The organism is Providencia sp. PROV061 (genome assembly GCF_011045655.1).
Taxonomy (GTDB): domain Bacteria; phylum Pseudomonadota; class Gammaproteobacteria; order Enterobacterales; family Enterobacteriaceae; genus Providencia; species Providencia hangzhouensis.
The window spans coordinates 1,888,976-1,905,013 of record NZ_CP042861.1 but is presented as its reverse complement, the minus strand read 5'-3'; the positions used below and the strand labels follow the sequence as shown (position 1 = coordinate 1,905,013).

9 protein-coding genes and 5 pseudogenes are annotated in these 16,038 nt (G+C 35.9%); 5 read left to right on the top strand and 9 right to left on the bottom strand.

The features are described from left to right. Positions 1–1,335 precede the first annotated feature (1,335 nt). From FVA72_RS08600 to FVA72_RS08590, 3 pseudogenes are all read left to right on the top strand, one after another. Positions 1,336–2,067: pseudogene (locus FVA72_RS08600) on the top strand (IS5/IS1182 family transposase). Positions 2,068–2,138: 71 nt separating this feature from the next. After that, positions 2,139–2,374: pseudogene (locus tag FVA72_RS21680) on the top strand (ATP-binding protein); the annotation flags it as partial. Between the two features lie 882 nt (positions 2,375–3,256). Beyond that, positions 3,257–3,405: pseudogene (locus FVA72_RS08590) on the top strand (IS3 family transposase); the annotation flags it as partial. A 261-nt stretch (positions 3,406–3,666) separates the two neighbouring features. Here the strand turns inward: FVA72_RS08590 and FVA72_RS08585 are convergent. The 6 genes and pseudogenes from FVA72_RS08585 to FVA72_RS08560 all read right to left on the bottom strand — a co-directional run. Then, a pseudogene (locus FVA72_RS08585) lies at positions 3,667–3,819 on the bottom strand (IS110 family transposase); the annotation flags it as partial. A 134-nt stretch (positions 3,820–3,953) separates the two neighbouring features. Continuing rightward, positions 3,954–4,178 carry a hypothetical protein gene (locus FVA72_RS08580; protein ID WP_137018994.1) on the bottom strand — a complete coding sequence of 75 codons (225 nt, stop codon included), beginning with the start codon at positions 4,176–4,178 and terminating at the stop codon, positions 3,954–3,956. A gap of 227 nt (positions 4,179–4,405) precedes the next feature. Then, positions 4,406–5,758, bottom strand: a complete 1,353-nt coding sequence (locus FVA72_RS08575; RefSeq protein WP_137018992.1) for an IS110 family transposase — start codon at positions 5,756–5,758, stop codon at positions 4,406–4,408. Between the two features lie 223 nt (positions 5,759–5,981). Beyond that, a pseudogene (locus FVA72_RS08570) lies at positions 5,982–6,233 on the bottom strand (transposase); the annotation flags it as partial. Positions 6,234–6,434: 201 nt separating this feature from the next. Next, entirely contained in the window at positions 6,435–7,916 is a 1,482-nt protein-coding gene (locus tag FVA72_RS08565; protein ID WP_137018988.1) for a glycoside hydrolase family 1 protein, read from the bottom strand. 17 nt (positions 7,917–7,933) lie between these two features. Next, complete coding sequence (locus FVA72_RS08560; RefSeq protein WP_137018986.1) at positions 7,934–9,835, bottom strand: beta-glucoside-specific PTS transporter subunit IIABC; 1,902 nt, start codon at positions 9,833–9,835, stop codon at positions 7,934–7,936. 722 nt (positions 9,836–10,557) lie between these two features. Here FVA72_RS08560 and FVA72_RS08555 point away from each other — a divergent pair. Continuing rightward, a complete protein-coding gene (locus FVA72_RS08555; protein WP_137018984.1) occupies positions 10,558–11,385 on the top strand; it encodes a PRD domain-containing protein in 828 nt (275 codons plus the stop codon). A gap of 119 nt (positions 11,386–11,504) precedes the next feature. Continuing rightward, positions 11,505–12,314: a sugar-phosphatase gene (gene yidA / locus FVA72_RS08550; RefSeq protein ID WP_231405881.1), complete on the top strand. Its 810-nt coding sequence runs from the start codon at positions 11,505–11,507 to the stop codon at positions 12,312–12,314. A 70-nt stretch (positions 12,315–12,384) separates the two neighbouring features. Here the strand turns inward: yidA and FVA72_RS08545 are convergent, their stop codons facing one another. The 3 genes from FVA72_RS08545 to FVA72_RS08535 form a co-directional block, all read right to left on the bottom strand. Next, positions 12,385–13,272 carry a radical SAM/SPASM domain-containing protein gene (locus FVA72_RS08545; RefSeq protein ID WP_243154757.1) on the bottom strand — a complete coding sequence of 296 codons (888 nt, stop codon included), beginning with the start codon at positions 13,270–13,272 and terminating at the stop codon, positions 12,385–12,387. A 330-nt stretch (positions 13,273–13,602) separates the two neighbouring features. Then, positions 13,603–14,484 (bottom strand): 5'/3'-nucleotidase SurE, encoded by an 882-nt coding sequence (surE, locus tag FVA72_RS08540; RefSeq protein WP_137018982.1) that lies wholly within the window; start codon positions 14,482–14,484, stop codon positions 13,603–13,605. A gap of 29 nt (positions 14,485–14,513) precedes the next feature. Next, a complete protein-coding gene (locus FVA72_RS08535; protein ID WP_137018980.1) occupies positions 14,514–15,866 on the bottom strand; it encodes an OprD family porin in 1,353 nt (450 codons plus the stop codon). Positions 15,867–16,038: the final 172 nt, after the last annotated feature.

The window sequence follows — 16,038 nt, the reverse complement described above, 5'->3', positions numbered from 1 at the left end:
CAATAATAATAAATTTAGATTAAGTAAAATCGTTAATGTCGATCGAAAAGCACTCATTTGATAGTCTACAGCTATTAATGATTATCCTATGATCGTTTTAAACGATCGATTTGACTATTGACTTTCTATAATGGAATGAAAATCAATGATTTAAATTAACGGTTAAATTTAAATCACTTAAAGAATTACCCTAACTTGCTCCAGCGCATTTATATTAAATCATGTTTAAGCATCTCAATTTGGTTATTAGCTTTGATAAAGTGAATCATATTCTAAATATATTTCTTTTTTTATACATAATTTAATATTTAAATCGAATCACAAAATCTCCCTTCTATACCCAATATAATTTTTTTTGAATAGGTAATATCGATAACGGTATTTAATCAGCTCTTTAGTCGAATCCTAATTAAACTATCAGCTAATAGTATTTCAGCTCTTAATAAACGTTCATCGTTTATGGGAATAAAGACAAGCATTATAGGGATACGAACATCGAAAACACATAATTGGTGTATATTCTTAGTAAAATGTTGTATTTCGTCAATTTAATATTGTATATTCGCCAATATTTTTTACTTTTGTTACAATTAAATTGTGTAGAATATAAAAATCAAATAAAACAATAACTACATACTCATACCTCAGATTGAGTAGTCTAAAAAAAATGGTGATTTTCACTAATCTTTACTCAAATAATGATTAAAAAAATTTTTAACTCTAAAAATAGCCCAAAAAAAACATTTGGTTACACTTTGTCACAAGTTGAACGCGCTAGAACAAGAACATAAAGCTATACTTAACATTCCCAAATATAATTTCTTTATGGCAATTCGCTATCGTAAGTAACTAGCATGAACATACGGATAAAAAAGAACAGAAAAAAGACTAACAACACACTGTTTTATATTTATTTTTTTAATTATCACTTATAAATTCAAATTAAATAGTACCATATTTGATAAATTTCAAACCATCGTTATATTATAAGAAAAATAGCGAATCATAAATTAAATTAAAATCACATTTACAGTAATAACATTGATTATAGTTTCCATTATCATTTGATTAATTCTCTTAATAATGATATTTCCCGCTTATTCTCTGAGCTACAATAAAACATCTGAAATTAGCGTAATCCCAAAAAAAACCATCATAAAAACACTTAAAAAAATAAATAGTTATGTAGGAATAATATCTTAAATGACAAATTACACTAAAATAACAATTAGAATTTAGAAAGCTTATTTAGAGTCTATCCTAAATTGAATTACCATATAATAATAAGTTAAAGATAATTTCGGATAGAGAAATACGGCAAGCAACAAGTGGCAGATTAGCGACGAACTATGGATAAATATAGCTCCACTCATACTGATGTATAACACTCATGCGCCACTGGGGAGCACATCAATAACCATGCACCAATGAACGCCACTTTCTTTGTACTCATGACTGACTGCCAGTAGAATGTGCTAAATGTATCAGGTATCAGTTCATCTAGCTCAGCCATAGTTGTTTCCAGGAGTGACTTAATGCTGGTGCTTTCGAATGTTTATAGTAAAACCGATTATTGGACAGTGAGAAGCAGGACACTATTGATAGTTCATGATTATCGCTGAACGACGTCATGATCAAATCTCCGCGAGCAGGCATAAAATAAGGCTGTAATCCAACAAAGCGAGGGAAACAGGACGCAAAGCACAGCCTGATGACCTATGAGCTGTCGCTCTCTCTGATGTAATAGAAAGGAAATACTCGCCACATAAAGCTGATTGCAGACAACCTCGATATCATTCAAACCAGAAAGCAAGTAAAAGACCCTGCCTCTGTATGGATAAAGGCTACGAAGCAGAATGACTAGAGTTATATCTAAAAAAACAATGAACCCCATAACCAGTCGAAAAAATCTGATGCAATAAAAAATAGCGATTTTAAGACTCATCGCTGGGTTGTGAAAAAACATATACCTTGATGAACCGTTTCCGTCGTTGATTTTCTCGTCGGAAGAAAAAGCTCAAGAACTTTGAAATGATGCTGCATTTTGCATGTGCTGTCATTGCCTAGAATAAAATCCTATATCCAATTAATGTTAAATAAATGTAAATTATAAGTTAACACTGCAAGTGCAGAAATAGGATGTTGTCATACTCGATGAATTAGGTTATTTACCCTTAAGTCAGCGAAGAGAGACATTACTATTTCACTTTCTCAGTCAATTAACTTGATCATTACAAATAACCTTGGATTTTCAGAATGGGTAAAATTATTCACGGACACAAAGATGACGAACGCACTATTAGATCGTCTAGTTTATCATTGCTATATTATTGAAACAGGAAATGAATCTTATCGTTTTAAACACCAAGATTAAGATTATTTTTAGATGTTAGGTGAAGTATTTCTTATCAGATCATCATGGTGTTTTTTTTTGCAGATCATTGACAACAGAAAATACAAATAGAATAAATATGTATGCTTATACTCTCACAGGAGTCACCCAATCAGATTAAACATTTTTTCATGACAGCGACTACACTAACTGGGTGTCCTGTTGAAAATAGATCATTTTAAATTCCCATAATGTTTATAGTCTACTTATAACTAAACTTCACAATACTGTATCTTATTGATTGCTTATGAGAACTCAACACTGATACTATTTTGTACTTATCTTCATTGTTATAATGAATTGTATTTAAAAGATTTATACTTGACTTCATACACGAATTTTTAATAAAAAAACCCTCCAATCGAAACTTACACGCTCCCACGAGTTCAGGTACTTCAACTATTTTACCAAAAAAGGTCACTTTAACCTCCCCAGCATTTACAGCTGAGCTGAACAATACAATCATTAGAAAGAAATACATGTTTTTTATCATATAAACCTCTCATTCAACGGTATAATCTATCAATATCTAGCTCCCCCTCTTTTCTTTTGAAATACATCATTAACTGTTTATTAACAATGTATTCACTTATTGTATTTAAACAATGCAACATGTCAAATAATTCCACACAAAAAAATAATGTTAGTTATCAGTTTTATGATGGAACACATAAAACTGAATAAAATATTGTATTTAGAAAAAACTTACTGTGCCATTAATACCCGTCAATTAAGGTGTTGATCTCAATAGTTATCGATATTAGCGTCATCCTTCAAAGCCACGTTTCTGCTGGAGTTCGTAACATCACTGACATCATATCCAATACAAACTAGGTTCCTTTGATACACTATCGAGAAACTAACCTAATGAAACAACTCGGTTTAGTGAATCGCCAATTGCTGAAACATCGGTATAAAAATACGGTGCAGGAACATATCGAAATACCAAATCATTTAGCACGCCAATTTGCGTCACGGAGCCAAACCAAGTTTGGGTGGATGACGTAACGTATAATGAGCCCAGAGCTCAGGGCGAGCATGGATATTCGAATAAACCGCGAGTCTGTCTGGAATATTGAGCCAGTAACTCATGACGAGAAGGCCAACAATCCCACTGGGGGTGACGGTGGAGAACCTGAGCAACAGTGACCTGAGGTATGCCAGCAGGGTGATGTAACCCACTGATAATAGGGGGTGAGGCAAGATTCACTAAGTCGATATAGTCGATATGCCACCATAAAAGGCTGAAAAATATGAACCAGCTAAGACGCTCTCACAACAAGAGCTGATGGACATGTCGATAAAAAATCTGTCAGCTTAGAGCGAATCAACTTCTTACGTAACAAGGTATTACCTTGTGTATCTTGGCAATAAATATGAAAAGAATGTTTGCCTAAATCAATACCGATTAAAATGACGTTATTCATAATGGCCTCTTCCCCCCCAGCCAACTTCCCACTCACAGGGCGTGACTATCTCATTAAGCCACCAGTGACTAGCTGATCGTTTTTAGATGAGTGACTTGTTTTATCTACATAGCGGTGTATTACTCAACAAGTACTCATTCTTTAGGATGCTTTTTATCTATATAAGCATGATAGATTTTTGACAGACCATTTACAGACCAAATTGAAAGAATAACTATAACTGTTATAGGCCAAATCAGCGAAAAAAACATAGCCCAAATAAATGGTACTTTGTCAAATCTTTGATGAAACTGGAAGTAAACCAATAACAGGAAAAAGCCTAATACTGCTCCAGCTCCCCATATAAAAAGCTTATCCATTGCTCACCCCACCAAAAATAGTGTTTTCTTTGATTCATACGTAAAGATAAGTTTAATTCAGCTCATAGATTAAACAAAACTCAATTTCGCTCTACGGGGGATAACTCACATTCTTCAAACCATACATTCATCGCACGGCATAAATGCTTAATGGGATATTCTGTTTTATTCTCTTGAACAAACCAACACCTTATAGCAACTCTTTCGCAAAGAAGGCGCTCGTCTTCCTAAGAAACACATTCTTCTTTTGCCTGTAAAGTCATACCCATTCTCTCGGCTTGGCGTTTGAGATTTTTTAGTACCCTTTCTTTGTACCGCTCTTCGTAATATTCAGCGCCAGGATCTTGATACTTTGTGCCATATTTCATTGCATTGTAAAACAGTATAGCTATCTTTCTTGCCGTGGCAGTTACCGCTTTTGCTTTACCAATCCTAGATGAGAGCCTTCGATAAAATGCACCAAGGGCTGTATCTGAACGACCAACGGTCGTTGCTGCTAGTCTGAGATGAGCGACAACTCGATTATTACTCTTTCGGGAGTGAGAAGACATGACCTTACCACCACTAATTTTTGAGCCTGGGCATAATGTTAACCATGAGGTAAAATACTTTTCAGTCGGCCATTTATTCATATCTGTACCGCACTCAGATATCAGTCGTAACGCAAGAAAAGGGCCTATGCCGTGAATTTGCGTGAGATTTGCCCCTATTAAACGATAAAGCTTTTCTCGCACATCAAATGTCATTGCGTTTGCCTGCTTTGCTCTGTGCTTTGGTTTAGGGATAGGCTCATCGGGTTCGCTCGAATTTATGCAAAGCCTATCGAGTACAGCTTCAATTTGTACATCACATTCACCGACTCGTAACTGATAGGCATCATACATAAGAACAGCCTGACGTAGAGCAAATAGATGTTCTGGCTGATAGTTACCTTTTAGGGCCACACAAATTGTTTGTTCATCTGCTTTACAACGTGGATCTCTGAATTTTGCTAATATAGCTGGGTCGTGCTCGCCCGCAACGATGACTCTTACAATCTTCATCCCCGTTACGCCTGTGATATCAGAAACGGCTATATGCAATTGAACGTTCATGAATGTGAGTGCTTTTTGCATATGTTGAATATGCGCTGCCGCATAATCCAACATACGTTCTCTGACTCGCATATATGTCCGAAGTTCAGCTATTGTAGCATCGGGTCTAAAACTGGCTTTTAGCAAACCACATGCATGAAGGCGCTGGATCCATTGTGCATCTCCCACATCAGTTTTCCTACCGGGTACTGCTCGGGTATCACGTGCATTGGAAAGGACAACCTCAAAACCATGTTCTTCCAAAATTTCATACACAGGTACCCAGTATACGCTGGTCGACTCCATAGCAACGGTCGTTATTCTACATTTAGTTAACCAACGTGCCATGTTATGGATATCGCCAGTAAAAGCTTTAAACGTTTGGACGGATTTGTCACTGCGATCAGGAGGAACGGCGACAACATGAAAACGGCCACCGATATCAATCCCCGCCGCATTAGGATTGATGACAGGAAGTGATTGGGATTTTGGTTTTAATTTTGACATAGTAACCTCGGCTCAATTGTGAATACCGGATGGGGAACTCGGATTAATCACTTTCCTAAACGGGGTCTATGCCACCAACATCGGGTCCGCAGATTTCCCTGGGTCAGGTTTTTTGACGGGATTTATGTCTCCAAAAGGCGTACGACCACTATCCGATTAATTTAGAGTATAGATCTTTCTATGTTTCTAGTCAGATGGGGGATATCGCGAAATGTAGGCAGTTTTTTAGGATTTCTTTCTCCATTTTCAATTGCTTAACTTCTTTGCGTAAAGCGAGTAGCTCTTGTCGCTCAAAAAGGGTTAATGCGTTAGGCTTATTTTCGGCTTCATGGCGCTTTCGCCAAGCATAGAGCAGCTTAGTGGTAATTCCGAGCGCATTAGCCGCTTGCTGAACTGTATAGCCTTGTTCGAGGATTAAATTAATCGCTTCTTTTTTAAAACTTTCAGTGTATTGCTTCGATGATATTCGTTTCATATCGACATCTTATTTTAAAGGTAAATATATTCCTTTATCAAAGTGTCCACATTTATTAAAGCACAACATAAGAAACTGCATTTTGAAAAATGACAGAAAGGGGCAATGAGTGGAGGTATGAAAAAGAAATCAGCACTTTCAATAATAAAAAAAACCGACTCGTTGAACGAGTCGGGGGCAGGTAAATATAATTAAGGGATATTAATCTACATTTTCACCATTAGATGCGATGACGCGTTTGTACCAATAAAACGACTCTTTCGGGATCCGTTTCAGTGAACCATTACCTTCATCATCTTGTTCGACATAGATGAAACCGTAACGTTTCGTCATTTGGGACGTTCCACAGCTAATGAGGTCAATACAGCCCCATGTAGTATAACCCATCAAATCAACACCATCACGGATAGCTTCTTTCATGGCGATAACGTGTTCTTTGATGTAATCGATACGGTATGGGTCAGAAACGGTTCCATCCGGATTTAAAGTATCACGTGCACCGAGGCCATTTTCGACCACAAATAGAGGAATACCATAGCGATCCCACAATTTATTCAATGTGATACGTAGTCCGGTTGGGTCAATCGGCCAGCCCCACTCAGATTGAGTTAGGAATGGGTTTTTAATTTTACTCACTAAGTGGCCAGATAATTCTTTTGCATCAGGCCCCCCTTTGGTGACATAAGTCATGTAATAACTCAGTGAGATAAAGTCTGCGATACCTTCTTTAAGCACATTGAAGTCTTCTGGCTCGACCTGAATGTTAATATTATTCTCTTCAAAATAACGCAGCATATACGTAGGGTATTCACCGCGTACACTGACATCTGGGTAGAACAAGTTGATTTGGTCTTCTTTCAGTGCTTGCAGTTGGTCTTCTGGATTACAGCTTTCTGCATAAGTTTCTAATCGGCAAATCATGCAGCCGATTTTTGCATTAGGCATCATCTCTTTACCTAATTTGATTGAAAGTGCACTCGCAACAAACTGGTTATGTGATGCTTGATAAGCGGCTTCTTCAACATTTTTTACCGTGTCAGGTAACGTCCCCGCACCAGTATATAAGCTATTTAGGTTCATGTTCATTTCGTTGAACGTGATCCAGTATTTCACTTTGGATTCATAGCGTTTAAAGCATGTGGTTGCAAACTTAACAAATAAATCAATTAAACGACGATCTTGCCAGCCATTGAATTTTTGTGTCAATGTCAGAGGCATTTCATAGTGAGACAGCGTCACTAACGGCTCAATACCGTATTTTGCCAGTTCATCAAATACGCGATCGTAGAAAGCTAAACCTTCTTCATTAGGCTGCTCATCAATACCGTTAGGGAATATGCGAGCCCATGAAATAGATAAACGGAATACTTTAAAGCCCATTTCAGCGAATAGTGCGATATCTTCTTCATAACGATGATAAAAATCGATACCCCAACGTTTTGGAAATAACACTTTGCATTCAGGTTTTAAATATTCTTCAAGTTCTTTTGACGTGACGTTAAAGGTGAAGTTATTCACGCCGCCACCGGCATACGGATCTTTGTATGCGGCAACATCCGATGTCGAAAGTCCTTTACCTTCTACATCAAACGCCCCTTCAATTTGGTTAGCCGCCGTTGCGCCGCCCCATAAAAAACCTTCTGGAAAACCTACTGTACTGGTATTTTTAGTATCTAATTTCATAATTTCCTCTTTCTAAATCAATTAACGGTGAGCAGTGTGGTTTCATGACTAATGACATGCTGTTGCTCTGTCAGATGTAATGCACTGAACTCGTCAAAGTTGGTTATCAAAACCGGGGTGATTGTTGATAATGAATGTTTATTTATATTTTCAATATCGAACTCGATGAGTAGGTCACCGCATTTAACGAGGTCTTTTTCATTGACATGGAGTGTGAAACCTTCACCATTCAATGAAACAGTATCGATGCCTACATGAATAAGAACGTCCAAACCATCGTTGGTTGTTATGCCGATAGCATGCTTTGAGGGGGTGACCATCGAAACAATCCCATCAGCAGGTGCGTAAACTTTGTTGTCAGAAGGGATGATGGCAATACCATCCCCAATGATCCTATTTGCAAAAACGGTATCAGGAACGTGTTCTAGCGCTAAGGTTTCCCCAGTAATTGGTGCAATTAAACTTAATTCAATATTTTGATTATTATGTTGTTTTTGTATGTTTTTAGGTTCAACACCTATTGTTGACGGTGGTGCATTTTGTTGATTATTAGGAGCAGATAGCCCAGTTTCATCCCATTTTAAAAATAAGGTGATGATGAACGCAGTACTAAAGCTAGCGGCAATGGCGAGGCAGATATACAGAAAGTTGTTTGTACCTGCTTCAACATAAGTTGGTAATGCTGTGATGCCAGGGATACTGAATGCGAAAGCTTTAACCGCAAATGTACCAATTATCCCCCCACCAATCGCACCGCCAACTAAAGCGGCATAAAAGGGTTTCTTGAGGCGCATTGTGACGCCATAAATAGCAGGTTCAGTGATACCAAACACAGCAGATAGGGAGGATGAATATGCGATAGATTTTAATTTGGTATTTTTAGTTTTTATTGCGACAGCTAACGTGGCACCAGCTTGGGCAAGATTGCTGGATAAACTGATTGGTAATAAAACAAAGTCATAACCTAAGGTTTTAAAGTTTGAAAAGGTCGCTGGGAAAAAGGCATAGTGCATTCCGGTTATCACTAATAATGATAAGCACCCCCCCATAATCAATCCCGCAATAGGGCCTGCAACATCAAATAAATAAGAGAATGTTTGCTGTAAGTACTCACCGACGTAATACCCGAGAGGCGCTAAGAGTGAGAGTGTGATGAGTGATGTAATAATCAGAACCAATAACGGTACAAAGATGATTTTCACACTGGCGGGAATAATTTTTTCAACCCACCGATTAATGTAACTTAAGAGCCATACACCTAAGATAATAGGAATTACAGTAAAGTTATAAGTAATATTGGGAATATTAATACCGAAGAAAGAAAGTGCAGGTTCATTCTGGAACATTGGGTAAACCAAAATGAACGCTAAAGTTACGGCAATATATTCATTAGTTTTGAATTTCTTAGCAACGGAAAAAGCTAATAAAATAGGTAAAAAATAGAAAGCCGAATCAGAAATAGTATAAAGAATTCGATATTCAGAACTGCCAGCCTGAATAAAACCTGACATATCAAATAATGCTAATAGACCTTTTAATAAACCGGTTCCAATGATAGCAGGTAAAATAGGTGTAAAAATACCAGAAAGAAAGTCAAAGAAAGTATTAATAAAGTTCTGTTTAGGTTCAATATTGGAGCCTTGCTGATCATCAAGGCTCTCCGTGCTGGTGGAGGGTTCTACAAGTTTGTGTAATTCAGTAAAAACATGGGTGACGTGACTCCCCAAGATCACTTGTAATTGGTTGCCTTGGAAATTAACACCCAGAACCCATGGTATATTACGTAACTCGTCAACGTTAACTAATTCATTGTTATGTAAGTTAAAACGTAAACGTGTAATACAATGCCAATGTTGGCTAATATTCTTTTGCCCACCGATAAGAGCAATAATTTGCTCTGCAACTTGTTTACTTTCCATAAGTACACCTATAAAAAAACCTGAACAACGGCCTCCAAATACACTTGGGGAAATTGTTCAGGTTTATGCCTAGTCTTGCCAGTTACACACCTGTTATTTTGAAGTCAAAGTTGATGCCTGACTTATTTTGATTTTACATTTAGCGCAATCTGTAATACTAATTCTCTATTTTTTCATCAATAACAATGACTTTCTTATCTTTGGTATGGCTAAAAACATCATTGTTATTCATGGTTTTATTCCATCTACACAAAATTTAGATATAAAAAAACCTGAAACAGTGAATACATGACATCACGTTGTTTCAGGTTATTGCCTAGTCGTACTAGTTACATACCTACGTAGCCTTTATAAATTTTTTATGATTAAAAGGCAATTATAGAATAATGGATTTGTGATCTGGACGACAGAGATATAATTTAAAGTCCGAGTTTAATATCTATGTAACGGCCATTTTATATTTTTATAAAATACACCTGAACAGTTATTTTACGCGCGGGATAGGCCAAAATTCATAAGATGGGTATTGGGCAGGTATACTTAGGAATCGATCACAAAAAAATAATGCAAATCTTGATTTTAGTATCCAGAAAAGATATATCTACAAATTATGGTGTGTTACTAGCTAGACTAGGCAAAAACCTGAAGTGGCATGAAGAAAATACTTCTTGTCTTTTCAGGTTTTTTTGCATTTATAACTTATAAAAATGGAATAGCCTATTATGTATTTAATCAAAAAAGTTATTAATAATAATGTAATTCTTGTTGAAAATGAGACTCAACAAGATGTTGTTATTATTGGTAAAGGTATAGGCTTTAATTCGAAAGCAGGTCAAAATTATCATTGTAATGAAAATGATGAACTTTTTATTAAGCCTAATGACTACGACATAAATAATTTTCTTGAAAGTATTCCTATTGATATCATCAAGCTCACCATTGAAGTTATCAACAAATGTAAACCTATATTGAATGCTGAGCTTAGCGATAGCTTGGTTGTAACACTGTCGGAGCATATTACTTTCGCAATTGAAAGAAGTAAAAATAGTGAAATAAGTATCTCTCTCTATGAAGTGCCATATTTGTACCATGTTGAGTTTATTGCAGGTAAAGTCGCTGTTGATTATATTAATGATAAATTAGGAATTAATTTACCTGCAAATGAAGCATCATTAATCGCATTGCACTTTGTCAATGCTAAGCTGAATAATAAAAGCGTTGGTGATACACTGAGATTTACTCAAACTGTTTATAAAATTGTCAATATCATTAATTACTCTTTCCATATCCAGATTAGTACCGAAACAGATAATTTTTCTCGTTTTATTAATCACTTAAAATATTTACTTATCCGTTGTCAAGCTCACCATGATAAAAGTAGTCAATTTAATTCGGTACTGGAAGAATTCGTTGAAAAAGAATTATTAAAAAATTTTGCATGTGCAAAAAAAATTGCAGCACTGATTGAAACAGAATACAAAATACCGGTTTCTCGCGAAGAAATCATTTATTTGGCATTACATATAGAAAGGCTTTTAAACTCAGTTTAAAACTAAATTAAGTATGAGATGGGTGTGTAACTTGCAAGACTAGGCATAAACCTAAAGTATATTCTCCCTAGATATAAAGTTTTTAAGGCTTTTAATTGGGAGCTGAAAAGGAAAAACATATGGCCGTGAAATTGATTGCTATCGACCTTGATGGCACACTGTTAAATACTCATCATCAAGTTAGTGATTATGTTGCAAATGTTCTACAACAAGCCAAAAAGAATAATATCCATATTATCCTAGCGTCTGGTCGACCGTATTCAGGTATTCAACCGTATTTACAACAATTAGGATTAGATAAAGCAGGGAACTATTGCATTAGCAATAATGGTAGTGTTATTCACGATGCATCTAATGGTAATCACCTTATTGATTTTTTATTAGGTATGGATGATTACCAAAAAATTTACCAACAGACAGAAGAACTTGCATTATCTTTGCATGCACTTGGTGATCATAAAATATTTACAGCGAATAAAGTGATCGGTTTTTATACAACCCACGAAGCATACCTCTCAAATACATTGATTCATTATGTACCAATGGATGAAATGCCGAAGGATTTGTTATTTACTAAGTTGATGATTTCATCGGAAGAAAATTATTTATCCAGCGTGATCAAAAAAATACCAGCAAGCTATTTTCAACAATATACTTTAGTCAGAAGTACCCCATATTTTCTTGAGGTGTTAAATAAGAATGCGAATAAGGGGTTGGCAATACAAGCATTGGCTCAGCAACTTGATCTGCATAAACATGAAATTATGTGTATTGGCGATCAAAATAATGATCTTCCTATGTTTGATGCTGCGGGGATATGTGTTGCGATGGAAAATGCGACAGAAGAGCTGAAGTCGCGTGCAACGTATATTACCAGTTGTAATGATTCAGATGGCGTTGCAAAAGCGATTGAGCAATATGCATTATAGATGTCTTTAAGCCGAGTAATCGCAATGAATTACTCGGCTTTTTAATGTCATATATCCCTAACTGTTGCTGCTAGTTTCCTCGGATTTCTTGCAAAATTTTCTTCATTTTTGGTAAGGAATGAGAAAGATAGATTTTGTAAGTGTCACAGAAATAGTTCTTTCTTGGCAGCCCTTTCGAGTCTAATAAAAAGCGATGTTTAGGGCAGCCACCGTGGCACAAAGGTTTAAACTCACCCCCTAAACAATCATGACTGATTTTTTCTTTTTTAAGGGAAGAGAAGCGCTGATGATTTGGTGAGAGAAGCATATTTGGAATGCTTTCCTCCATGAGATTGCCAATTTTGTTTTCAGGGTAAACAAAGTGGTCACATGAATAGACATCGCCATTAGCTTCTAAAATAAGGTTCGCACCGCATGTTTCACTAGTGACACAGCTACTGGGATGTCCAATACTTTGACTCATTGTTTGTTCAAAGTTCATGACGAACACTTTACCAATATCTTTTATTTGCCAATGGTCAAAGAGCGTATTTAAAAAATGGCCATACTCAGTGGCATTCACTGACCAATCCGTGACGTTTGCATCACCTTCAAATTCACGAGAAATCAGTGACAATCCATCTCTTGTTGTCTGTTTTGCTTGCCTTTCAACAACAGGGATAAACTGCATATAATAGCTACCGATGCTTTTTAAAAACTCATAAGTCTCTATGGTTTTTTTGACATTCATATTATTGACGACAGTTAGCGTATTAAAATCAACTTGGTATTTTTTGAGGAGCTCGATACTTGCCATTAATCGTTCAAAGGTACTTTTTCCTGCACGAGTTAAACGATATTGGTCATTGTCTTCTTGGTTTCCATCAATGGAAACTCTCAAAAGGAAATTATTTTTTTTTAAAAATTGACACCAATCATCATCAAGATTTAATGCATTAGTTTGAAAAGAATTATGGATCTTTTTTTCCCTGCATATTTCTGTTGCAGTTCAACGGCTTTTTTATAGAAGCCAAGTCCAAGTAGTGTAGGCTCCCCTCCTTGCCAAACAAATTCAACAATATCAGCTGATTGCTATTGAATATTCGAACGAACATAGTGTTCTAATACGTCTTCGTTCATTCGCCACTGACTTTTTCTATTGGGGTATAGCTTTGATTTTTCTAAATAGAAACAATAAGTACAATCAATGTTACAGACTGAGTCTGAGGGTTTAGCCATTAACTGAAAATTTTGTTTTACATTGCTCATACTTATGTCTCTATGAATTAAAAATACGATTAATGAATGATTATTTAATCTTTAAAATATTTTGATATTCTTTGACTTTTGCTACAGGGGCATTCCAATCGCCATCAAAGATGGTATAGGTAATATAGCCTTTATCAAGATAACCCGTATCCGAATTATCATTCCTCATTTTTAATGCTTCTGGATTGATAATTTGTTTAGCTTTTCCTTCTGCGGTAATTTCATACAATATTTGTGGTGCAACTAGATATTCATTTTCTACAAATTTAATGCCTTTAATTTTTTCTTTAGGCAATGCAGGGTAATTAATGCTTAAACCTGATTTGGGCGGTAATACTTTTTGGCCAGACTTCCAGTCTTTATTTAAATCATCAACAAGCTCAACAACATGTGTTACGGAATCAGGCCAATATTTATGTGTGCTAGGCCAGCCTGATTTCATTTCTTCTGGTGTCATAATATAACCCACGCTTGCTGCAATTGCTGGGTAGCCAAGGCGTACAGCACGTGCTGCTGCGGAAACTGTACCTGAGTTTAATTGCGATGTCCCAGTATTGGGTCCGTCGTTGACGCCGGAAATGACAAGATCAGGTGGAGTGTCACGTAGTAGGCCATATAACCCAAAATCAAGAGAATCTGCAGGTGTACCTGGGAAGCAATAGGCGCGGTCATTGAGTTTTTTGACATCAAACTCTTTGCCTGCTTTAAACGTAATTGCAGTACCAATTCCACTTTGGTTAGTTGCTGGGCCTACGAGCCAAACATCATAGCCTTTTGCATCAAGTTGCGATTTTAGTTCTTGTAAACCAAAAGCATCACACCCGTCATCATTTACTAATAATATTCGCATGTTATCTGCGGTAGCTTGAGAACTAATACCAAATAAGGCAAATAAGCTTAGTGTTAAAATTGATTTTTTCATTTTTACCTCTATGTATATTTTATACAGAATTAGAATATATTGAATTTATAATCAAATATAATATCTGCAGCGATAGCATTCCTGCGAATATAGTGCCCGTTATCATCGAATACAGGTTGAATTCTATTTTCTTCAGCTTGGTATAGCCAAGCTTTGGTTAATTTAGTAAATATGGTAAAGTTTTTTAAACGTGGATCGCTAGGTTGCCAAGCATTAATAAGATTTAGCTCACCTGTTTTTATTTTATTATTTTTAAAATCAAATTGACCATAATTTAATTGTACTGCTGAATAAAAGTCTTCTGCATATTTATAGTCAATGAGGCCTGTGAGAGCGAGTTCTCCGTCTCGTTGGTAATGATAAGCGGCTGAAGACATTGGGTCTAAACGCCAGCGAGCGTTTTTAACTGGGTGCCTGTCAAAATAACCGAGTGAACCATCATTTTTAGCTGCATCGGTGTACCCAACGCCAACTTTCATTCCTAGGTCATCATATTGCCATTTGACCGTTCCTTCATATACCCACGAGCTGCCATTTGCAGCTTGTCGTGATGAAGGCATATTTTTATACATTTCCAGAGGGACGTTTCCAACAGCTCGAAAACCGAGTGTGATGTTGGAATATGGCATATAGTTTAAATCAATGAAATGGCGGTCGATAAAATCTTTAGCATATCCATAGTTATAGGTAGCCTTAAGTTCTTTAGTATTATAATTAATTCCCCCGGCTGCAATATACTCAATAGCTTCATTATTCCTGTTACGAAACTTTTCTTTGTTAGGAGAAAAACGTTCTATAACACTATCAAAATATAAAGTATCAATTGAAAAATCATTATATTTTAATGTGCCGGTATAACCTAAATAGCTATTTTGTGCAGATTCATAAGGGCTTTTAAGAACGGTATACATGTGTGCAGCTTGCCAGCCATATTTAGCTTTATAGCTTAATCCTTCGTCATCTCCTAAATGTAATTTTATAAAGCGATTATTGAATTTTGTAAAACCTTTAGCATTAGAAGATTTAAAACCAGGGCCATCGTTCCATAATAAATCTCGGCTTGCAAAGAAATTACTTGCCCCTAATTTTGTTACACTGGTATAAGAAACATCAAACCCTAAAGTTTCTTTCCAAAGACCCGATTGATAATTTAAACCAATTGTTTGTGCCCATGCTGTATGAATATAAGTTGGGCCAACTTCATTTTCATTAAGGTATTTAAATCGATTTCTTAAAAATAAATCAAGTTTACTGTCTTTAATCAGTGGCTCATTACTTAAACTATCGACAAATTTATATTCCTTGGCTTCTGATATTGTTGCAAAAAGAAGAGGGATGAATAATGTTGCTTTGAAATATTTTAGAAATTTATTTGTTTTCATAGACCAACCTTTACTCTTTTTTTTAGTAATTCAAATTAGTGTTTTTTGTTACTTTATAATTTTTAATGATTTATTGTTTTTTGTTACTTATCAGGAATTTTAGGTAAAAAAAACCTGAATGTTTAAACGACCACGTGATCGCGTAAACATTCAGGTTCTTGCCTAGTCAAGC

Bases quoted from the DNA above. Each gene is read 5' to 3' on its own strand.
- FVA72_RS08580 (WP_137018994.1), bottom strand. From the start codon at position 4,178: ATGGATAAGCTTTTTATATGGGGAGCTGGAGCAGTATTAGGCTTTTTC.
- FVA72_RS08575 (WP_137018992.1), bottom strand. From the start codon at position 5,758: ATGTCAAAATTAAAACCAAAATCCCAATCACTTCCTGTCATCAATCCT.
- FVA72_RS08565 (WP_137018988.1), bottom strand. From the start codon at position 7,916: ATGAAATTAGATACTAAAAATACCAGTACAGTAGGTTTTCCAGAAGGT.
- FVA72_RS08560 (WP_137018986.1), bottom strand. From the start codon at position 9,835: ATGGAAAGTAAACAAGTTGCAGAGCAAATTATTGCTCTTATCGGTGGG.
- FVA72_RS08555 (WP_137018984.1), top strand. From the start codon at position 10,558: ATGTATTTAATCAAAAAAGTTATTAATAATAATGTAATTCTTGTTGAA.
- yidA (WP_231405881.1), top strand. From the start codon at position 11,505: ATGGCCGTGAAATTGATTGCTATCGACCTTGATGGCACACTGTTAAAT.
- surE (WP_137018982.1), bottom strand. From the start codon at position 14,484: ATGAAAAAATCAATTTTAACACTAAGCTTATTTGCCTTATTTGGTATT.
- FVA72_RS08535 (WP_137018980.1), bottom strand. From the start codon at position 15,866: ATGAAAACAAATAAATTTCTAAAATATTTCAAAGCAACATTATTCATC.